Origin of the sequence: Pseudomonas fluorescens (genome assembly GCF_900215245.1) — a bacterium.
GTDB lineage: Bacteria > Pseudomonadota > Gammaproteobacteria > Pseudomonadales > Pseudomonadaceae > Aquipseudomonas > Aquipseudomonas fluorescens.
The window spans coordinates 2,855,191-2,873,778 of the sequence record NZ_LT907842.1; the positions used below are offsets into that span (position 1 = coordinate 2,855,191).

General features: G+C 60.9%; 19 protein-coding genes. 9 read left to right on the plus strand and 10 right to left on the minus strand.

Annotated elements, in window-relative coordinates; all coding sequences use genetic code 11:
- The first annotated feature begins 2 nt into the window (after positions 1 to 2).
- The 5 genes from livM to CPH89_RS13160 all read left to right on the plus strand — a co-directional run bounded on the left by livM (position 3) and on the right by CPH89_RS13160 (position 5,499).
- The gene (livM, locus tag CPH89_RS13140) at positions 3 to 1,280 is read left to right on the plus strand and encodes a high-affinity branched-chain amino acid ABC transporter permease LivM (RefSeq protein WP_053254075.1); all 1,278 of its coding nucleotides are present in this window, start codon (positions 3 to 5) and stop codon (positions 1,278 to 1,280) included.
- A complete protein-coding gene (locus CPH89_RS13145) occupies positions 1,277 to 2,152 on the plus strand; it encodes an ABC transporter ATP-binding protein (RefSeq protein ID WP_053254076.1) in 876 nt (291 codons plus the stop codon). The genes livM and CPH89_RS13145 overlap by 4 nt, the downstream gene beginning before the upstream one ends.
- Positions 2,149 to 2,865 carry an ABC transporter ATP-binding protein gene (locus tag CPH89_RS13150; RefSeq protein ID WP_053254077.1) on the plus strand — a complete coding sequence of 239 codons (717 nt, stop codon included), beginning with the start codon at positions 2,149 to 2,151 and terminating at the stop codon, positions 2,863 to 2,865. The genes CPH89_RS13145 and CPH89_RS13150 overlap by 4 nt, the downstream gene beginning before the upstream one ends.
- Before the next feature lie 778 nt (positions 2,866 to 3,643).
- On the plus strand, positions 3,644 to 4,411 hold the full coding sequence (locus CPH89_RS13155) for an SDR family oxidoreductase (RefSeq protein ID WP_053254078.1): 768 nt from the start codon (positions 3,644 to 3,646) through the stop codon (positions 4,409 to 4,411).
- A 182-nt stretch (positions 4,412 to 4,593) separates the two neighbouring features.
- Positions 4,594 to 5,499: a cation diffusion facilitator family transporter gene (locus CPH89_RS13160; protein WP_053254079.1), complete on the plus strand. Its 906-nt coding sequence runs from the start codon at positions 4,594 to 4,596 to the stop codon at positions 5,497 to 5,499.
- Between the two features lie 120 nt (positions 5,500 to 5,619).
- Here CPH89_RS13160 and CPH89_RS13165 read toward each other — a convergent pair whose 3' ends face one another.
- The 7 genes from CPH89_RS13165 to CPH89_RS13195 form a co-directional block, all read right to left on the minus strand.
- Positions 5,620 to 6,741: an AGE family epimerase/isomerase gene (locus CPH89_RS13165; protein WP_053254080.1), complete on the minus strand. Its 1,122-nt coding sequence runs from the start codon at positions 6,739 to 6,741 to the stop codon at positions 5,620 to 5,622.
- Positions 6,742 to 6,922: 181 nt separating this feature from the next.
- Positions 6,923 to 7,495 (minus strand): HupE/UreJ family protein, encoded by a 573-nt coding sequence (locus CPH89_RS13170; RefSeq protein WP_053254081.1) that lies wholly within the window; start codon positions 7,493 to 7,495, stop codon positions 6,923 to 6,925.
- 26 nt (positions 7,496 to 7,521) lie between these two features.
- Positions 7,522 to 8,136 (minus strand): urease accessory protein UreG, encoded by a 615-nt coding sequence (gene ureG / locus CPH89_RS13175; protein ID WP_017849719.1) that lies wholly within the window; start codon positions 8,134 to 8,136, stop codon positions 7,522 to 7,524.
- A gap of 36 nt (positions 8,137 to 8,172) precedes the next feature.
- Entirely contained in the window at positions 8,173 to 8,847 is a 675-nt protein-coding gene (locus tag CPH89_RS13180; protein ID WP_053254082.1) for an urease accessory protein UreF, read from the minus strand.
- Positions 8,844 to 9,344 (minus strand): urease accessory protein UreE, encoded by a 501-nt coding sequence (ureE, locus tag CPH89_RS13185; RefSeq protein WP_053254083.1) that lies wholly within the window; start codon positions 9,342 to 9,344, stop codon positions 8,844 to 8,846. The genes CPH89_RS13180 and ureE overlap by 4 nt, the downstream gene beginning before the upstream one ends.
- Positions 9,345 to 9,642: 298 nt before the next feature.
- A complete protein-coding gene (locus tag CPH89_RS13190; RefSeq protein ID WP_053254084.1) occupies positions 9,643 to 10,275 on the minus strand; it encodes a TetR family transcriptional regulator in 633 nt (210 codons plus the stop codon).
- A 151-nt stretch (positions 10,276 to 10,426) separates the two neighbouring features.
- Positions 10,427 to 10,798 carry a hypothetical protein gene (locus tag CPH89_RS13195; RefSeq protein WP_053254085.1) on the minus strand — a complete coding sequence of 124 codons (372 nt, stop codon included), beginning with the start codon at positions 10,796 to 10,798 and terminating at the stop codon, positions 10,427 to 10,429.
- Between the two features lie 368 nt (positions 10,799 to 11,166).
- Between CPH89_RS13195 and CPH89_RS13200 the strand changes: the two genes are divergently transcribed.
- Entirely contained in the window at positions 11,167 to 13,236 is a 2,070-nt protein-coding gene (locus tag CPH89_RS13200; RefSeq protein ID WP_053254086.1) for an AsmA family protein, read from the plus strand.
- Between the two features lie 133 nt (positions 13,237 to 13,369).
- Here CPH89_RS13200 and CPH89_RS13205 read toward each other — a convergent pair whose 3' ends face one another.
- Together CPH89_RS13205 and CPH89_RS13210 are read right to left on the minus strand one after the other, a co-directional pair.
- Positions 13,370 to 13,900 (minus strand): ferritin-like domain-containing protein, encoded by a 531-nt coding sequence (locus CPH89_RS13205; protein ID WP_053254087.1) that lies wholly within the window; start codon positions 13,898 to 13,900, stop codon positions 13,370 to 13,372.
- Between the two features lie 98 nt (positions 13,901 to 13,998).
- Entirely contained in the window at positions 13,999 to 14,898 is a 900-nt protein-coding gene (locus CPH89_RS13210; RefSeq protein WP_053254088.1) for a LysR substrate-binding domain-containing protein, read from the minus strand.
- Between the two features lie 136 nt (positions 14,899 to 15,034).
- On the opposite strand from CPH89_RS13210, the gene CPH89_RS13215 reads away from it, so the two are divergent.
- A complete protein-coding gene (locus CPH89_RS13215) occupies positions 15,035 to 15,676 on the plus strand; it encodes an FMN-dependent NADH-azoreductase (protein ID WP_053254089.1) in 642 nt (213 codons plus the stop codon).
- Between the two features lie 77 nt (positions 15,677 to 15,753).
- Positions 15,754 to 16,644: an esterase/lipase family protein gene (locus CPH89_RS13220; protein ID WP_053254090.1), complete on the plus strand. Its 891-nt coding sequence runs from the start codon at positions 15,754 to 15,756 to the stop codon at positions 16,642 to 16,644.
- A 110-nt stretch (positions 16,645 to 16,754) separates the two neighbouring features.
- Here CPH89_RS13220 and CPH89_RS13225 read toward each other — a convergent pair whose 3' ends face one another.
- Positions 16,755 to 17,645 carry a DMT family transporter gene (locus tag CPH89_RS13225; RefSeq protein ID WP_053254091.1) on the minus strand — a complete coding sequence of 297 codons (891 nt, stop codon included), beginning with the start codon at positions 17,643 to 17,645 and terminating at the stop codon, positions 16,755 to 16,757.
- A gap of 97 nt (positions 17,646 to 17,742) precedes the next feature.
- On the opposite strand from CPH89_RS13225, the gene CPH89_RS13230 reads away from it, so the two are divergent.
- Entirely contained in the window at positions 17,743 to 18,531 is a 789-nt protein-coding gene (locus CPH89_RS13230; protein ID WP_053254092.1) for an AraC family transcriptional regulator, read from the plus strand.
- Positions 18,532 to 18,588 lie beyond the last annotated feature (57 nt).

An 18,588-nucleotide genomic window follows, 5' to 3' on the forward strand; every position in this document is an offset into this window, starting at 1 on the left:
ACATGTCTGCTGCCAAATCTATCGATATCAAGAAAAGTGTCGTCGATACGGTCCTTGCCGGGCTGATTTCGTTGATCGTGTTCGGTCCGATCGTCGGCGTGGTCCTCGACGGCTACGGCTTCAACCTGCAACCGGCCCGTGTGGCCGTCCTGGTCGCCATCGTGATGGTCGGCCGCTTTGCCATGAGCCTGTTCCTGCAAACGCCCAAAGGGGCGAAGATTCTGCAGGGTTTCGAGACCAGTGGCTCCGGCGTGCACGTGCTGCCGCCGGACTACAAGTCGCGGCTGCGCTGGATCATCCCGGCGCTGATCGTGATCGCCATCGTGTTCCCGATCTTCGCCAACAAGTACCTGCTGACCGTGGTCATCCTCGGGCTGATCTACGTGCTGCTCGGCCTGGGCCTGAACATCGTGGTGGGCCTGGCCGGTCTGCTGGACCTGGGTTATGTGGCGTTCTACGCCATCGGTGCCTACGGCCTGGCGCTGGGTTATCAGTACCTCGGCCTGGGCTTTTGGACGGTGCTGCCACTGGCGGCCATCTGTGCGGCGCTGGCGGGGTGCATACTCGGGTTCCCGGTGCTGCGAATGCACGGTGACTACCTGGCCATCGTGACCTTGGGCTTCGGTGAAATCATTCGACTGGTGCTCAACAACTGGCTGTCGTTTACCGGTGGGCCGAACGGCATGCCGGTGCCTTCGCCGACCTTCCTTGGCCTGGAGTTCGGGCGTAAAGCAAAGGATGGCGGGATTCCGTTCCATGAGTTCTTCGGCATCGATTACAACCCCAACATCAAGTTCATGTTCATCTATATCGTGCTGTTCCTGGTGGTGCTGGCCGTGCTGTACATCAAGCATCGCCTGACCCGCATGCCGGTCGGCCGCGCCTGGGAAGCCTTGCGCGAAGATGAAATCGCCTGCCGTTCCATGGGCCTGAACCACGTACTGGTCAAACTCTCGGCATTTACCATCGGTGCGTCCACGGCCGGTCTGGCCGGAGTGTTCTTTGCCAGCTACCAGGGCTTCGTCAACCCGTCGTCGTTTACCTTCTTCGAGTCGGCGCTGATCCTGGCCATCGTGGTGTTGGGCGGCATGGGGTCGACCGTCGGCGTGGTGATCGCGGCGTTCGTATTGACGGTGGCGCCGGAACTGTTGCGCAGCTTCTCCGAGTACCGCGTGCTGTTGTTTGGCGTGTTGATGGTGGTGATGATGATCTGGCGACCGCGCGGCCTGATTCGGATCAGCCGAACCGGTGTGACCCCACGTAAAGGAGTGGCGCCATGAGCAAGGAAGTCGTGCTGTCCGTGGAACATCTGATGATGCACTTCGGTGGCATCAAGGCCTTGAGCGATGTGAGCCTCAAGGTCGAACGCAACTCGATCTTCGCCCTGATCGGCCCCAACGGCGCCGGCAAGACCACCGTGTTCAACTGCCTCACCGGCTTCTACAAAGCCAGTGGCGGCAAAATCGAACTCAACGTGCGGGGTAAACAGACCAACGTGATCCAACTGCTCGGTGAGCGCTTTAAAGCGGTGGACTTCGTGTCGCCGAAAAGCTTCCTCAGCCGTGTCTACTACAAGATGTTCGGTGGCACCCACCTGGTGAACCGCGCAGGCTTGGCGCGGACCTTCCAGAACATTCGCCTGTTCAAGGAAATGTCGGTGTTGGAAAACCTGCTGGTGGCCCAGCACATGTGGGTCAACCGCAGCATGCTCGCGGGCATCCTCAACACCAAAGGCTATCGCAAGGCCGAGAGCGACGCCCTCGACCACGCGTTCTACTGGCTGGAAGTGGTCGACCTGGTGGACTGCGCCAACCGCCTGGCCGGTGAGCTTTCCTACGGCCAGCAGCGCCGCCTGGAAATCGCCCGGGCCATGTGCACCCGGCCGCAGATCATTTGCCTGGACGAGCCGGCAGCGGGTCTCAACCCCCAGGAAACCGAAGCGCTCAGCGCGATGATTCGCCTGCTGCGCGACGAACACGACCTCACGGTGGTGCTGATCGAACACGACATGGGCATGGTAATGAGTATTTCCGACCACATCGTGGTGCTTGACCACGGCAACGTCATCGCCGAAGGCGGCCCGGAAGCGATCCGCAATGATCCAAAAGTGATTGCCGCCTACCTGGGCGCAGACGAAGAGGAGTTGGTATGAGTGCACCTATCCTCGAAATGAAAGACCTGGACGTGTTTTACGGCCCGATCCAGGCCCTGAAAAAAGTCTCGCTGCACATCAACGAAGGCGAAACCGTCAGCCTGATCGGCTCCAACGGCGCGGGTAAATCCACGCTGCTGATGTCGATCTTCGGCCAGCCACGGGCCGAGTCGGGGCAAATCATCTACAACGGCGTCGACATTACCCACAAGTCGTCCCACTACATCGCGTCCAACGGCATTGCGCAGTCGCCGGAAGGGCGGCGGGTGTTCCCCGACATGACCGTCGAGGAAAACCTGCTGATGGGCACCATCCCGATTGGCGACAAATTCGCCCAGGAAGACATGCAGCGCATGTTCGAGCTGTTCCCCCGCCTCAAGGAGCGGCGTACCCAGCGGGCGATGACCATGTCCGGTGGGGAGCAGCAAATGCTCGCCATTGCCCGTGCACTGATGAGCCGGCCCAAGTTGTTGCTGCTGGATGAGCCAAGCCTGGGCCTGGCGCCGATTGTGGTGAAGCAGATCTTCGCCACTCTGCGCGAGCTGGCGGCCACTGGGATGACCATCTTCCTGGTGGAACAGAACGCCAACCACGCACTGCGCCTGTCGGACCGAGCGTATGTGATGGTCAACGGTGAGATTCGCCTCACAGGCACCGGCAAGGAGCTGCTGGTGAATGAAGAGGTGCGTAACGCCTATCTGGGCGGTCACTGATCGCAAATTTTGACGCATGACCCCTGTGGGAGGGGGCTTGCTCCCGATAGTGGAGTGTCAGTTTGCGAAGTGCGGGCTGACAAATTGCTATCGGGAGCAAGCCCCTTCCCACATTTGTTTTTGGGTCGCTTTCGAAATTGTGGAAAACAAATCCAGCCGCCCTCTAAAGCGCGACATATAGCCGCCGCAAATCCCTGTTTTGTCACAGTTTTGACTTGTCCCCATTCACTGTGGAACCGGCTGTGGGTAACGTGGGAGTAGCTGGCTGAAAGCCTTTAACGGCGCGGGCTGTAGCGCGGTGGTTGTTTTATGATCAGTGGGTTTTTCGTGACCACGCAAGGGATTTGTCAACCTGTTTAAAGACACAGGTATATGACCGATTTATGTCCCTTCAGCCTGTGGATAAGTCTGTGACTAAACTCTGGAAAGACGGCCGCAGAGGCCGGAATGACTGGCCTGGAGCCATCGTTCGGATTTCGCCTGTGTGCATGGGCCTACATACGCCCCGTCCAAGGTCAAGCAAAAAACTTTCTAAAACTGCCTGCAAGCCTTGTACATAGCGGCTTGAGCCGTTTTGCACTTGCCCCCAAAGACTGTGGGCGCAGTTGTGGATAACCTGCGCGCATATGGCTGCAAGGCCCGGTTTACATGGGTTAGATGTGAATGGTTAAAAATTGATCAGTCGTAGATGAAGGTGTGTGCTTAGCGGTTGCCGCAACGACGGCGTAAGGGCATTCTGCTGGCTGTTTTTTTTCCCGATGCCCGCAAGGAGAACACCATGTCCGACACGCTGTTTATTACTGGCGCAACCTCAGGCTTCGGCGAAGCCTGCGCCCGTCGTTTTGCCGAAGCCGGCTGGAAACTGGTGCTCACCGGTCGGCGTGCCGACCGATTGAATGCCTTGGTTGAAGAGCTTTCCAAGCAGACTGAAGTGCACGGCCTGGTCGTGGACGTGCGTGACCGCAAGGGCATGGAAGACGCGATTGCCAATCTGCCGCCATCGTTCGCCAAGCTGCGCGGGCTGATCAACAACGCCGGCCTGGCCGTGGGCACCGACCCTGCGCCCAAGTGCAGCCTCGACGATTGGGAAACCATGGTCGACACCAACATCAAAGGCCTGCTGACCACCACCAGCCTGTTGTTGCCGCGCCTGATCGCTCACGGCCGTGGCGCCGGGATCATCAACCTGGGTTCGATCGCCGGTAGCTATCCGTATCCGGGCAGCCACGTGTATGGCGGCTCCAAGGCGTTCGTGAAGCAATTCTCGCTGAACCTGCGCTGCGACCTGCAAGGCACCGGCGTGCGTGTGACCAACATCGAGCCAGGCTTGTGCGAGAGCGAGTTCTCGCTGGTGCGCTTCGGCGGTGACCAGGCGCGCTACGACGCCACCTACGCCGGCGCCGAGCCGATCCAGCCGCAGGATATCGCCGACACCATCTTCTGGGTGCTCAACACCCCGGCGCACGTCAACATCAACCGTCTTGAGTTGATGCCGGTGAGCCAGACCTGGGCTGGGTTTGCGATTGAGCGCGGGGCTAAAGGCTAAGACCGAGTTGCGGCCATCGCGGGCAAGCCCGGCTCCCACATGTTGACCGTGTGAACCCGATCAAATGTGGGCGCTGGCTTGCCAGCGATGGCGTCAAATCGGCCAAAACACGACATAAGGTACACTCCACCCCGTAAAACCCCTCCGCACTGTGCGGTTTAAAGGTTTTGACGGGAGGAAATGTGAGTAACCGAGGTGAGCAGGCACTGCTCAAACAATCGACCATCCTGATGTTCGCCGTCGCGATCGCCGGGATTGTCACGGGTGTTATTTCTGGCGCCCAATCCATTCTATTCGACGGCTTTTTCTCGCTGATCGCCACCGCCATCAAGGTGTTGATGCTGATCACGGCCAAGCTGATCGCCAAGAAAAGCAACGAGCGTTTCCAGTTCGGCTATTGGCACCTGGAACCCATGGTGTTGCTGATCGAAGGTAGTTTCCTGTTGTTGATCGCGATCTACGCGTTTCTCAACGGTGTGTTCGGCATTATCAACGGCGGGCGCGAAATCGAGTTGGGGCTGGTGATTATTTATGCGGCGGTGTTCACCGTCGTTGAATTTGCCTACTTCTTCTACGTGCGCTATCGCAATCGCACACTGAAATCCTCACTGATCCAGTTCGACAACATCAGTTGGATGGTGGACGCGATGCTCTCGGTGGGTTTGCTGATCAGCTTTCTCGCCGCGCTGTTGCTCAAGTCTCAGGGATATGGCGAGTGGGCGGTGTATGTCGACCCGCTGATCCTGATCCTGCTGGCCCTGAGCATGCTGGCGCCGGCGTTCAAGATCCTGCGCCCGGCATTGCGCGAAGTGCTGGGGATTGCCCCGGACCACTTGGACGACAAGGTGCGCGAGGTCATGGACGCGGCCCAGGCCAGGCATGGTTTCGACGACTACGTGTCGTACGTGCAAAAACACGGACGGGCGCGGTTTATCGAGATTCATGTGGTATTGCCGGCGAACTACCCGGTGGATAACGTCGCGACCCTGGATGGGCTGCGTGAAGAGATATCCACAGGGCTCGGCACGCCGGATGCGGCGCGCTGGCTGACGATCAGTTTTACCGGGGATCGCAAGTGGATTGCGTGACAGTCAGTTAGACCGAGGGGAGGCTTTCGCGAGCAAGCCCGCTCCCACATTTAACCGCGTCCTACCGTTGGAATGCGGTCCAATGTGGGAGCTGGCTTGCCTGCGATGAGGCCCTGAAAATCAGCCGAGATGCTGGATCAGGCCTTGATAGCAGGTCGCCAAATGATACGGCGTGGTCGACGGCATATCCCGTCGGCTCACGGCGCCCTCGGCGTCCAGGCATTCGTGCCAGCCTTTGTCATGCAGGAATCGTTGTTGCAGCGCCAGCAATTGGCGTTGCAGCACCGCCTCACTGCCGGGGCGCAAGGTCAGTGCGCGCAGGTATTCGGCTTGGGCCCAGATTCGCTGAGTACCGTCGCGCACGCTGCCATCCAGGGCGAGCATGCCGCTGACCGCACCACTGAGTTTATCCACACCCTTGCGCTCGGCGTAGGCAAACGCCCGCGTCAGCGATGCATGCAATGGGGTGCTGCGCAGGACGTCTGACGATTCCAGCAAAAAGAACCATTCGAACTGGTGGCCCGGCTCAAACCAGTTATCCACAGCGCCCAGCGGTTTTTCCATCATCACGCCGTGCTGGCGGTCGATGAAGCGCTTCTGCATCGCGGTAGCGAGGTCCAGCAGTGCATCTTGCGTAATGGCGTCTTCACGCACGGCCAACGTGGCGAGGAAGCCTTCGGCCAGGTGCATCAGCGGGTTTTGCAGGGGGCCGGACCTGAGGGATGACCAGCTGCGTTCCAATACCGCTTCGTACAGGCCGTCGCCGGTGGCGAAACGTTCGGCGACCACCGCCAGGGCCGCATCAAGCACGGATTCCACCAGGGGCTCACGCACCTTGGCCCAATAGTGGGCGCAGGCGAAGATGATGAATGCATGGGTGTAGAGGTCTTTGCGCTTGTCCAGCGGCTTGCCGTGGGCGTCGATGCTGTAGAACCAGCCACCGTGCTCGGCGTCATGGAAGTGCCGTTGCAGTGAACGAAACAGCGCCGCCGCACGCTCTTCGGCGAAGGCCGAGCCGGGTTCACCGATCAGGCTGGCAAACAGGTACAGCTGCCGGGCACACGCCATGGCGCGGTAGCGTTGCGGCGGCAATGGCGTGTGATTGGCGTCCAGCGCCTCGTACGGCAACGCCAACTCGGCATTCCAGCCCGGGCCCTGCCACAGCGGCACGATCAGGTCATGGAAGTGCGTGAGCACGGCATTCAACGAAGGCTTGGGGGCGGAGCTTGGAGCGATGGGCATCGGCTGGCGTCGTCACGGCAGGGGTGTAGGCGCGCATGGTAGCAGGCTTGGGATAGATGGTGGTTTTGAGACCGCTTTCGCGAGCAAGCCCGCTCCCACATTTAACCGCGTCCTCCGATTGGAATGCGGTCAAATGTGGGAGCGGGCTTGCTCGCGAAGAGGCCCTCAGCAGCGCTGAAAATCAGCCCGCCAGCAACCAGACCCCAGTCGCCGCCGAAGCCGCACCCGCGACCCGCACCAACGGTGCAGCCGCCGCCGGCAGGAAACGCACCACCGCATACCCGGCCGCATGCAACACCGCCGTTGCGCCGACAAACCCTACGGCATACGCCCACGGGCTGGACATCTCCGGCAGCTCCAAGCCATGCGCCACGCCGTGAAACAGCGCGAACAACCCCGTCGCACCCACCGCCACAAACAACGGCGGCCGCACCGCCAGCGCTACTGCCAGGCCCAGCGCCAGCACTGACGCGGCAATCCCGCTCTCAAGTGCCGGCAATTGCAGGCCTTCAAAGCCCAAAAGGCCGCCAATCAACATGACGCCGACAAAGGTGCAAGGCAGTGCCCAGCGCGCGTTGCCTTTTTGCTGCGCCGCCCAGAGGCCGACTGCGACCATGGCCAGCAAGTGATCGATGCCGCCCAACGGGTGGCTGATGCCTGCCACCAGCCCATTGTCCCCATGCCCGGGGTGAGCGAAGGCGAGGGCCGGAGCGAGCAGCAGAGCGGCGGTTGCGAGAAGTTTGTTGAGGCCCATGGACAGGCTCCTTTTTTAGGGTGAGATCAGGCGGCGGTCAGCAAGCCCTGACGTTCAATAAAGGCGACGATTTCATCCAGGCCGACGCCGGTTTTCTGATTACTGAACACAAAGGGTTTACCGTTGCGCATGCGTTGGGTGTCGCTGTTCATTAATTCCAGGGAGGCGCCCACCAGCGGCGCCAGGTCGATTTTGTTGATGACCAGCAGGTCGGATTTGCAAATACCGGGCCCGCCTTTGCGTGGCAGCTTGTCGCCGGCAGACACATCGATCACATAGATCGTCAGGTCCGACAGCTCCGGGCTGAACGTTGCCGACAGGTTGTCACCGCCGGACTCCACCAGAATCAGGTCAAGGCCCGGAAACCGGCGGTTGAGCTGATCCACCGCCTCCAGGTTGATCGAGGCGTCTTCACGAATCGCGGTGTGCGGGCAGCCGCCGGTTTCCACGCCAATGATGCGTTCCGGCGCCAGGGCCTGGTTGCGCACCAGGAAGTCGGCGTCTTCACGGGTGTAGATGTCGTTGGTCACCACCGCCAGGTTGTAGCGGTCGCGCAAGGCCAGGCACAGCGCCAGCGTCAGGGCGGTCTTGCCGGAGCCCACCGGGCCGCCGATGCCGACACGCAGGGGTTGTGTGTTCATGTGCTTCTCCAAGTAAAAGGCGACAACGTTAAAGGGCTAGGAACGGAACAGTCGGCTGTACTGGCGCTCGTGGGCCATGCACGCCAGGGACAGGCCGAACGCGGCGCTGCCGAAATGGTTGGGGTCGATTCGCCCGGCGTCCTGCTGGGCTTGTTGCAGCAGCGGCAGCAGTTCGCTGGTCAGGCGCTGGGCGGCTTGCTGGCCCAGGGGCAGCGTCTTCATCAATACCGCGAGTTGGTTTTCCAGCCAGCTCCATAACCAGGCGGCGAGGGCGTCGTCGGGGCTGATGTGCCAGGCGCGCGCGGCCAGGGCCCAGCCCAGAGCCAGGTGCGGTTCGGCGCATGGCTCCAGAAATGCACGCGCGGCGGCGTCCAGTTCCGGCAAGCCATTGAGCAGTTGTTGCAGGGAGTAGCCCATCTGGCGACTCTCCTGATACAGCTCGCGGGTCTCGCGGCTGGCGCGATGCTCTTCGCACAATTGCGCCAGGCGCGGCCAATCCTGTGCGGCGGCGGCGCGGCAGTGGGCGAGCAACAGCGGTGCTTCGAAACGCGCGAGGTTGAGCAGCAGTTGGTCGCTGATCCAGCGACGCGCACTCGCGGCGTCATTTACGCGCCCATTGTCCACGGCCATTTCCAGGCCCTGTGAATAGCTGTAGCCGCCAATCGGCAACTGCGGACTGGCCAGACGCAGCAGCGCCCAGGCTGGGTTCATAGGCGTACGCCGAACTGGTGCAGCTTGGGCGGGTAATTGAAGTCTTCATCACCGTGGCGTGAATGATGATGGCCACCGCCGTAGGCGCCGTGTTCCGGTTGGAACGGCGCTTCAATGGTGTCGGTATGGGCGCCTAACTGTTCGAGCATGGCCTTGAGCACGTAGTCATCGAGCAGGCGCAGCCAGCCGTCGCCCACTTGCAGGGCGACATGGCGGTTACCGAGGTGATAAGCCGCGCGGGTCAGTTCAAACGCGTTGCTGCAGGTGACGTGCAGCAGTTGTTCAGGGCGAGCACAGACGCGTACGACGCGTCCGTCTTCAGCTTGTAGGAATTCCCCATCGTGCAGCGGCGGCTGGCCGCGCTCCAAAAACAGGCCGACGTCTTCGCCATCGGCACTGAAACAGCGCAGCCGGCTTTTACTGCGCGCTTCGAAATTCAGCAGCAATTCGGCAGCCCAGAGGGCTTGGGGGGCGATTCGGCGGTGGATCACCAGCATCAGAAGGCTTCCAGCTATGAGCGATGAGAGAGCTAGAGCAAGGGGCTTGCCAACCACACCCGTGAGTAGGAAATCCCTGTAAGCAGGCATCGTCGTGCCACCGAATAGGGCATGCGTTGATTGCGGGAGTGGTTCAATTTGGTGCGTGATGGGGTTTATAGCACTGGATGTGGGCGTTTTGCGTTGAGGTTCGCCCTGTTCTGTATGAAGTTTCTTTCATCTGTTTCTTGCTGGCGTTTTTAGAAACCTGGCCTACGCGGGGTCAGGAACTGGGCTTCCACATGCCAGGCTGACGGGCTTACTCGGTACTGCCCAGCCCTTGCCAATGCTTGAGGCCGATAAAGATAAAGCGCAGTTGCTGGGTGATTTTCGCCTGAGGCGTAAGGTGGGCAGGCAGCGCCTGGGCGGGAGGGTCGATGATATCGGGCAGGGTGGCGAATACGCTCTTGACGATCAGGTCGGCCATCACGTGCAGACCTTCGGCATCCAGGTGCTGGAGCTTGGGCATCAGTGTGAGGTCCGCCGCCAAGTCGCTGGTGATGTCTTCGCGCAGCGCACCGATGGCTTGCCGCACGGCCAGGCAACCGCCGTATTGCTCGCGCGCCAGGAACAGGAATTGCGAGCGATTGGCCGAGACCACATCCAGGAAGATCCGCACGGACGCATCGATGATGCCGCCCATGACGAACTCGTTGTGACGCACCAGGCGGATAGTGGCGCGGAAGGTCTGGCCGACCTCGCTCACCAAGACGAGCCCAAGCTGGTCCATGTCGTCAAAGTGACGATAGAACCCGGTCGGCACGATCCCGGCGGTCTTGGCCACTTCGCGCAGGCTCAGGCTGCCAAACCCACGGCCACACTCCATCAGATGGCGGGCTGCGTCCATCAAGGCGAGGCGGGTTTGTTGCTTCTGTTCGGCGCGGGGCAGCATCGGCGGGCGGGCTTTGTCGGCAAGTACAGCGACGCACTCTAGCAAAACAGCTTCATCGGCGTCGAACTTGGCGGGGGCTGAGCGTGACGTGGTCTATATAAAAGCAAAAGCCCGATCGGCCGATCGGGCTTTTTTCTGGGCCGGCACAGGCTTAGCTCTGTGCTTGATGCAGTTCTTGCAGACGGTCAGCACCGCCTTCGGCAACACCTTGGGTGTAAGCGCGGTCGTTGGCTTGTTCAGCACCGCCTTCTACCAGACCTTTCTGTTCCAGGCGATCACGGCCACCTTCGGCAACGCCTTCGGTGTAAGCGCGTTTGTTGGCGTGTTCCGAGCCATTTTCTGCAACAGCGCCTTTGGCGTAATCACGGTTTTCATCTTCTTGCGAACCGCTGCGCGCCAGGGTTTGGCTGGACTGCACGGCTTGGGCTTTGTTCTGTGGGGTGGCTTGTTCAGCGGCTGGCAGGGCAAAAGCGCTGGAAGCCAGGACAGACAGCAGAACGGTAGCGAGTAATTGGCGTTTCATGATGGTTGCTCCTTGGGAGGGCGATAAAGTGGGTACAGGGCTAATGCTACTCTCGATAAGTCGATATAAAAGTTCATAAACACAATGGTAATAATCAACAGAATTGATTGTTCTCGGCAGAGGCTCTAGAACGGACCTCTCAAGCCCGCGGTTTTGCACCATGGTGGGTATTTTCGACCCGTTTACGGGTAACACTGGTGCATTGTTGATGGTCTGGTCGATACAAGCCGTAGGAGGAATCGTTTTTTTTGCGATGAATTCGAACTCAGGCTAAACCCACAGACCATTTGTCAGTCGTAGCCTTATAAGCTGCAGTCAAAAGGTGCGCGGCAGTGCGCACCCTCAGTCGTAACCAGGAGTCCTGTGCAATGACGCGCACTCGTAAAATTGTTGCTTGGAGCTGCGCCAGCTTCGTTCTGTTAATCGCCGTGGTGGTGTTGGTGCTGGTGTTTTTCGACTGGAACCGCATCAAGCCGCCGCTCAATGCCAAGGTCTCCGAAGAGCTGCATCGCCCCTTCGCCATCAATGGCAACCTGGCGGTGGTGTGGGCCCGTGAACCGGATGTAGGGGGCTGGCGGGCCTGGGTGCCCTGGCCGCACGTGATTGCCGAGGACCTCACCCTGGGTAACCCCGACTGGTCGAAAAAACCCCAGATGGTCACGCTCAAACGCGTAGAGCTGCGCATTTCGCCGTTGGCGCTGCTGGCGCAGCGTGTGGTCATCCCGCGTATTGACCTTACCGAGCCGAGCGCCGACTTGCAGCGCCTGGCCGATGGTCGCGCCAACTGGACCTTCAAGTTTGACCCCAAAGACCCCAACGCCGAACCTTCCAGTTGGGTGGTGGACATCGGCGCTATCGGTTTCGACAAAGGCCACGTAACGCTTGACGACCAGACGCTCAAAACCCAGCTGGATGTGATCATCGACCTGCTGGGCAAGCCCATTCCGTTCAGCGCGATCGTCGGCGACGCCGATGCTAAAAAGGCCCTGGAAAAAGGCTCGGCGCCTCAGGACTATGCGTTTGCCCTCAAGGTCAAAGGCCAATATCACGGTCAGAAGCTCGACGGCACCGGCAAAATCGGTGGCCTGCTCGCCTTGCAGGACGCGGCCAAGCCGTTCCCGCTGCAAGCCCAGGTGAAAATCGCCGACACCAGCATCGCCCTGGCCGGCACCCTGACCGACCCACTTAACCTCGGTGCCCTGGACCTGCGCCTGAAGCTCGCCGGCAGCAGCCTGGGTAACCTCTACCCGCTGACCGGTGTGACGCTGCCCGACTCGCCGGCCTATTCCACCGACGGTCACCTGATCGCCAAGCTGCACGAAGCCAGTGGCGCGTCATTCACCTATGAAAACTTCAACGGCAAGATCGGCAACAGTGATATCCACGGCGACCTCAGGTATGTGGCCAGTCAGCCTCGGCCCAAGCTCAGTGGCAAACTGGTCTCCAACCAATTGCTGATGACCGACCTTGCCCCATTGATCGGTGCCGACTCCAATGCCAAGCAAAAAGCCCGTGGCGGCGAGAGCAAGCAACCGGCGACCAAGGTGTTGCCGGTGGAAGAGTTCCGCACCGAGCGCTGGCGCGACATGGACGCTGATGTGGAATTCACCGGCAAGCGCATCGTGCACAGCGCCGAGTTGCCGTTCACAGACCTCTATACCCACCTGATCCTCAACGACGGCGAACTGAGCCTGGAACCCCTGCGCTTTGGGGTGGCCGGCGGCAAACTGGACGCACAGATTCGTCTCAACGGGCGCATCACGCCGATGGAAGGCCGCGCGAAACTGACTGCGCGCAACTTCAAACTCAAGCAGTTGTTCCCGACCTTTGAACCGATGAAAACCAGCTTTGGTGAGCTCAACGGTGATGCCGATGTGTCCGGGCGCGGCAACTCCGTGGCGGCGTTGTTGGGCTCCTCCAACGGTGACCTGAAAATGCTCATCAACGACGGTGCAATCAGCCGTGGCCTGATGGAAATCGCCGGGCTCAACGTGGGCAACTACGTGGTGGGCCGCCTGTTCGGCGACAAAGAAGTGAAGATCAACTGCGCGGCTGCGGATTTCGGCATCAAGACCGGCCTGGCGACCACTCGCCTGTTTGTATTCGATACCGAGAACGCGATCATCTACATCGATGGCACCGCGAACATGGCGACCGAACAGCTCGACCTGACCATCACGCCGGAGTCCAAGGGCTTTCGCCTGTTTTCCCTGCGTTCGCCGCTGTACGTCAACGGCCCGTTTATCAAGCCCAATGCGGGTGTGAAAGCGGTACCGCTGATGCTGCGCGGGGCAGGCATGGTCGCGCTGGGTGTGATCGCCGGCCCGGCTGCCGGGTTGCTGGCGTTGGTGGCACCGAGTAGCGATGCGCCGAACCAGTGTGCACCGCTGTTGCAGCAGATGAAGGAAGGCAAGGCGCCGAAGACGGTGAAAGGCTGATTGACGCAACAGTCAGCAAAAAAATGGGAGCGGGCTTGCTCGCGAAGGGGAGGCATCAGTCGATATCTTCGTTGACTGATACTCCGCCATCGCGGGCAAGCCCGCTCCCACATGGGGCTTGCGGTGTGACGACCTACAGGTCCTGCAGAATGTCCGCCATGTCGTCGGCGTGTTCTTCTTCCTGGGCCAGGATGTCTTCGAAGATGCGACGCGTGGTCGGGTCTTTGTCGCCGATGTACTGGATGATTTCACGGTAGCTGTCCACCGCAATCCGCTCGGCAACCAAGTCTTCGTAGACCATTTCCTTCAAGCTGTTGCCGGCCACGTATTGTGCGTGGGAGTTCTTCGACAGCAGGTCCGGGTTGAACTCCGGCTCGCCGCCCAGCTGCACGATGCGCTCGGCCAGTTTGTCGGCATGCTCGGCTTCCTGGGTCGCGTGTTCGAGGAACTCATCGGCGGCGACGCTGGCTTTCAGGCCGTTGGCCATGAAGTAGTGACGCTTATAACGCAGCACGCAGACCAGTTCGGTGGCCAGCGACGCGTTGAGCAGGCGGATAATTTCCTCGCGATCAGCGTCGTAGCCTTCGGTCACGGCGCCGTTTTCGACGTTCTGACGGGCGCGTGAGCGCAGGGTCGCAACGTCAGTCAAATGTGCTTCAGTCATCTCAATCTCCTGGTGCTAATCCGGTTTTGCGCCACGCTCTGCCGGCGTGATCGCTCCAAGTTGTGAGTGTTCGACGACGCAAAAAGTTTTATCGGATTTCACAACGTGTGGCCGGACCGCTTCGCCTCCTCCTGTACCCACTGGAAAAACGCTCGCACCGGGGGATGCCGTTCCCGCCCCGGCACACACAGCGCGCTGTAGCCGGCGCCGCCGACGCTGATCTGCGGCCGATAGGGCACCAGCAAACCGCTGGCAACGCTTTGCGACACCAGAATGTTGCTCGCCAGCACCAGCCCCTGGCCGGCAATCGCCGCCTGCAGTGCGTAGTGTTCCTCATCGTATTCACGCACAGGCAGCGTGTGGTCCAGCCACGTCTCCTCGGCTTTGTCGCACCAGGCCTGCCAGCCCAGGGCGTAAAGCTGCGCGTTGTGCCAGCGCACGCTGATGAGCGTCGGCACCTGAGTGCTGGCGCGCGCGACCTGCTCGGGCGAGCCATACACCGCAAAACACTCGTCGAACAGGCATTGCCCATACAGGTTGGGGTAGTCGCCAATGCTGTAGCGAATCACCAGATCGACGCTGGCATCCTGCTGGAGGTCGACGACCTCGCACTGGGTGTCCAGGCGCAGGTTGATGTCCGTGTGGGCCGCGTAGAAGCGACCCAGCCGTGGCACCAGCCATAGCGCCGCAAACGCCGGTGTGGTGGAGACCGTCAGGTGCCCGGCGCTGCGTTGCGGGCGCAGGGTGTCGAGGCTTTGCGCCACGTCCAGCAAGGCACCATGCACACTGTGAAACAGCCGTTCGCCGCCTTCGGTCAGGCGCACCTGGCGTGGCAGGCGTTCGAAGAGCGGCACGCCCAGCCAGGTTTCCAGGGCGCGAATCTGATGCGATACCGCCGTGGGCGTCACCGACAGTTCCTGGGCCGCAGCCTTGAAGCTCAACAGGCGTGAGGCTGACTCAAAGGTGCGCAGGGCGGTTAGGGGCAGCGAGGCAAACATGTTGTCTCCACGGATGAAATAGATTCATCCAAGTTAACTATTGCTCATTTGTCGGTCAGGGCGAGCAACTCTAGATTCATAAGCAAGAGCGGCGGCCATCCAGGCTGCCTGAGTGTATCCCCTGAAGGTTGAACAGATGAAAAAAATGCTAGTGGTTCATGCCAGCCCACGCGGCGAGCGCTCCCACTCTCGGCGCCTGGCCGAATCGTTTCTCGAGGCCTGGCAGGCGGCTAATCCCGATGCACAGATCACCCGGCGCGAAGTCGGCCGGGCCTTCATCCCGCATGTGACCGAGGCGTTTGTCGCAGCGAATTTCTACCCCGAACCGCAATCCCTGCCCAAGGTCATGAAGGCCGACCTGCAATTGAGCGATGAGCTGGTCGGCGAGCTGATCGAACATGAGCTGCTGGTGATCTCCTTGCCGCTGTACAACTTTGGCGTGCCCAGCGGCCTCAAGGCCTGGATCGACCAGATCGTACGCCTGGGCCTGACCTTCGACATCCGCCAAGACAGCCAGGGCATCGCGCAATACCAGGCGTTGCTCAACGGCAAGCGCGCACTGATCATCACCAGCCGTGGTGGTAACGGGTTCGGCCCAGGCGGCGAAAACGAAGGGATGAACCATGCCGACCCGCACCTGCGTACGGTGCTGGGTTACATCGGCATCGATGACGTTCGGGTGATTGCCGCCGAGGGTGAGGAGTCGGACAAAAGCGTGTTCCTGCGCGGCTGTGACGAGGCCGAGCGTCAGTTACGTGACTTGGCAGGGCATTTTTAACCGGCCTCGGTCATGGGGCGGTCACGTCCAGTGGGCTAGGATGGCGGTATCGCTTGCCTGATCAGGATGCCCGCCGCATGCCCGAGTCTCTCGCCACGCGTTATCCCCTGGTGCTGGTGCCCGGTATGCTCGGCTTCGTGCGCCTGGGGTTGTTTCCCTACTGGTACGGCATCGTCCCGGCGCTGCAAGCGGGTGGCGCGCAGGTGTTTCCCGTGCAGGTGGCACCGCTGGATTCCAGCGAAGTGCGCGGTGAACAATTGTTGCTGCAGATCGAGCGGATTCGTCGGGACACCGGTGCTGAGAAGGTCAACCTGATCGGCCATAGCCAGGGCTCCCTGACGGCGCGGTATGCCGCGGCCAAGCGCCCGGAATGGGTGGCGTCGGTGACGTCGGTGGCCGGGCCTAACCAGGGTTCGGAATTGGCGGATTATTTCCATAGCCACTACCCGCCGGCCAGTTGGAAAGGCCGGCTTGTGAGCGCGCTGTTTCATCTGGCTGCCTGGGTGATGGGGGTGCTGGAAACCGGCTATCGCGGGCCGCGCTTCAAGGCCGACTTGCAGGCCTCGCACCAGTCCCTGACCTGCGAAGGTGTGGCGCTGTTCAATCGCCAGTTTCCTCAAGGGTTGCCGCAGACGTGGGGCGGGCAGGGCGCCGAAGTGGTCAACGGTGTGCGTTATTACTCGTGGTCCGGCACCTTGCAGCCGGGCAAGACCGATCGCGGGCGTAACCTGCTGGACGGCACGAACCGCAGTTGCCGGTTGTTCGCCCGCAGCTTTGTGCGCGAAAAGGGCCAGTGCGACGGTATGGTCGGGCGCTACAGCTCACACCTGGGGGTAGTGATTGGTGATGACTACGCCTTGGACCACTTCGATATCGTCAACCAGTCGCTGGGGCTGGTGGGCAAGGGCGCCGAGCCGATTCGGTTGTTTGTCGAGCATGCGCAGCGGTTGAAGGCTGCCGGGGTTTAGCCGGTGGACCGCGTTATCGTTCTTCGCGAGCAAGCCCGCTCCCACATTCGACCGAGTGTCACAGTTGGAATGTGATCGACTGTGGGAGCGAGCTTGCTCGCGAAGGCGGCCTATCCGGCAACACGGACCTGGCGGCGAACCGGCGTGGTCCAGCGCTCCGACACAATCACCCCGCCCAGCGTCAGCAAGCCGCCGACCAGGTGGTACATGGCCAATTCTTCCTTCAACACCACCGCAGCAATCAACGCGGTAATCAACGGCAGCAGGTTGAAAAACAACGTGGTGCGGCTTGGCCCCAGGGTCTTCACCGAGTGCATCCACGCCAGCGGCGCGAGCATCGACGCCAGCAAGCAGGCGTACAGCACCAGCGGAATATTCGCCCAGCCCAGGCCCGCTTTGGTCGAGAACAGGAACAGCGGAAACAGCACCACCACGGCCACCAGCACCTGCAGATACAGCAACACCAGCGGCGGCAGGCGCAGCTGCCATTTTTTCAGCAGCGTGCTGTAGACCGCGTAGGCCAGGGTGGCGATCAGCATCATGCCGTCGCCCAGGTTGACCCCGTGTTGCAGCAGCGCGCCCAGGCTGCCGGCCGACACCACCACCACCACGCCGGCGAACGACAGCACCGCGCCGGTCAGTGCGCCAAAGGTCAGGCGCTGGCCGAGGCTGATAATCGCAGCGGTCAGCGCCATCAACGGCATCAGCGAGAGGATGATGCCCATGTTGGTGGCGCTGGTCAGGGTCGCGGCGTAGTAGGCCAGGCTTTGATACACGGCCATGCCGAGCACGCCGAGGATGAAGATCTTGCCCAGGTTAGGGCGAATCAGCGGCCAATTGGCAATTACCGGCTTGAGCATGAACGGGGTAAACAGCAGCGCAGCCAGCAACCAGCGGTAAAAGCCGATTTCAGCGGGGAAGATCGTGCCCACGGCCAATTTGTTGACCACGGTATTGCCGGCCCAGATAAAGATGGCCAGCAGGGGATACGCAAATTGCATCGAAAGAAACCAAGTGTGTTGATGAGGCAGGATTATCCCCTGTCTGGATCGAAGCCTATACTGCGATCCAGACAACCGACCTTTATATCCAGACAATATGCCCAGACACACCGTACGCCTCGCGGATTTCCCGCGCCTGCCAAGCCCGGTCTACTTCCGTTACTCCGATTTCGCGCCTGATACCGAGTGCACGCCGCACCGGCATTTCTGGGGCTCGCTGGACTATTCGGCCAACGGCGTGATGCGCATGGAGGTGGCCGGCAGCCGCTTTATGTCGCCGCCGCAGTACGCAGTGTGGATCCCGCCGAACACTGAGCACAGCTCCTACAACGCCCAAGCGATTGTGTATCGCTCGGTGGGCCTCGCCCCGAATCTCTGCGAGCAGTTACCACAGGCGCCGTGCACCTTGGCAATCAGCGAGATTCTCAAGGCGATCCTCGGCGACTTTGCGCTGCGCGATGTCAACATCCCGCAAACCGAGGCGGATATCCGCCTGGCCCAAGTGCTGGTGGACCAACTCAAGCAAGCGCCGATTCACGATTGCTTTCTGCCTTATGCACGCCACCCCGGGCTGCTCAGTGTGCTCGAAGGCATGCAGGCCGAGCCCGGCGACAACCGCCCGCTGGCGCAATGGGCGGAGCACGTGCACGTGAGCGAACGCACCCTGGCCCGGCAATTTGTGCGGGAGCTGGGCATGAGCTTTGGCGAATGGCGCCAACGCCTGCGTTACCTCGCCGCCATTGAGGCCCTCGACAGCGAGCGCAGCGTGCAACATGTGGCATTCGACTTGGGTTACAGCACCGCCTCGGCCTTCATCGCCATGTTCCAACGCCACGCGGGCTGCACCCCGGAGCAGTATCGCCGGTCGAATATTCGCGGCCGCTGACATGTAACAGGTTTTGACTACACTGCTGCGTAGGCCGTGCCCTTTTGGCACGGTAAC

Coding starts and splice junctions, on each gene's coding strand:
- livM (WP_053254075.1), top strand. CDS start 3: ATGTCTGCTGCCAAATCTATCGATATCAAGAAAAGTGTCGTCGATACG.
- CPH89_RS13145 (WP_053254076.1), top strand. CDS start 1,277: ATGAGCAAGGAAGTCGTGCTGTCCGTGGAACATCTGATGATGCACTTC.
- CPH89_RS13150 (WP_053254077.1), top strand. CDS start 2,149: ATGAGTGCACCTATCCTCGAAATGAAAGACCTGGACGTGTTTTACGGC.
- CPH89_RS13155 (WP_053254078.1), top strand. CDS start 3,644: ATGTCCGACACGCTGTTTATTACTGGCGCAACCTCAGGCTTCGGCGAA.
- CPH89_RS13165 (WP_053254080.1), bottom strand. CDS start 6,741: ATGCCCATCGCTCCAAGCTCCGCCCCCAAGCCTTCGTTGAATGCCGTG.
- CPH89_RS13170 (WP_053254081.1), bottom strand. CDS start 7,495: ATGGGCCTCAACAAACTTCTCGCAACCGCCGCTCTGCTGCTCGCTCCG.
- ureG (WP_017849719.1), bottom strand. CDS start 8,136: ATGAACACACAACCCCTGCGTGTCGGCATCGGCGGCCCGGTGGGCTCC.
- CPH89_RS13180 (WP_053254082.1), bottom strand. CDS start 8,847: ATGAACCCAGCCTGGGCGCTGCTGCGTCTGGCCAGTCCGCAGTTGCCG.
- ureE (WP_053254083.1), bottom strand. CDS start 9,344: ATGCTGGTGATCCACCGCCGAATCGCCCCCCAAGCCCTCTGGGCTGCC.
- CPH89_RS13190 (WP_053254084.1), bottom strand. CDS start 10,275: ATGCTGCCCCGCGCCGAACAGAAGCAACAAACCCGCCTCGCCTTGATG.
- CPH89_RS13195 (WP_053254085.1), bottom strand. CDS start 10,798: ATGAAACGCCAATTACTCGCTACCGTTCTGCTGTCTGTCCTGGCTTCC.
- CPH89_RS13200 (WP_053254086.1), top strand. CDS start 11,167: ATGACGCGCACTCGTAAAATTGTTGCTTGGAGCTGCGCCAGCTTCGTT.
- CPH89_RS13205 (WP_053254087.1), bottom strand. CDS start 13,900: ATGACTGAAGCACATTTGACTGACGTTGCGACCCTGCGCTCACGCGCC.
- CPH89_RS13210 (WP_053254088.1), bottom strand. CDS start 14,898: ATGTTTGCCTCGCTGCCCCTAACCGCCCTGCGCACCTTTGAGTCAGCC.
- CPH89_RS13215 (WP_053254089.1), top strand. CDS start 15,035: ATGAAAAAAATGCTAGTGGTTCATGCCAGCCCACGCGGCGAGCGCTCC.
- CPH89_RS13220 (WP_053254090.1), top strand. CDS start 15,754: ATGCCCGAGTCTCTCGCCACGCGTTATCCCCTGGTGCTGGTGCCCGGT.
- CPH89_RS13225 (WP_053254091.1), bottom strand. CDS start 17,645: ATGCAATTTGCGTATCCCCTGCTGGCCATCTTTATCTGGGCCGGCAAT.
- CPH89_RS13230 (WP_053254092.1), top strand. CDS start 17,743: ATGCCCAGACACACCGTACGCCTCGCGGATTTCCCGCGCCTGCCAAGC.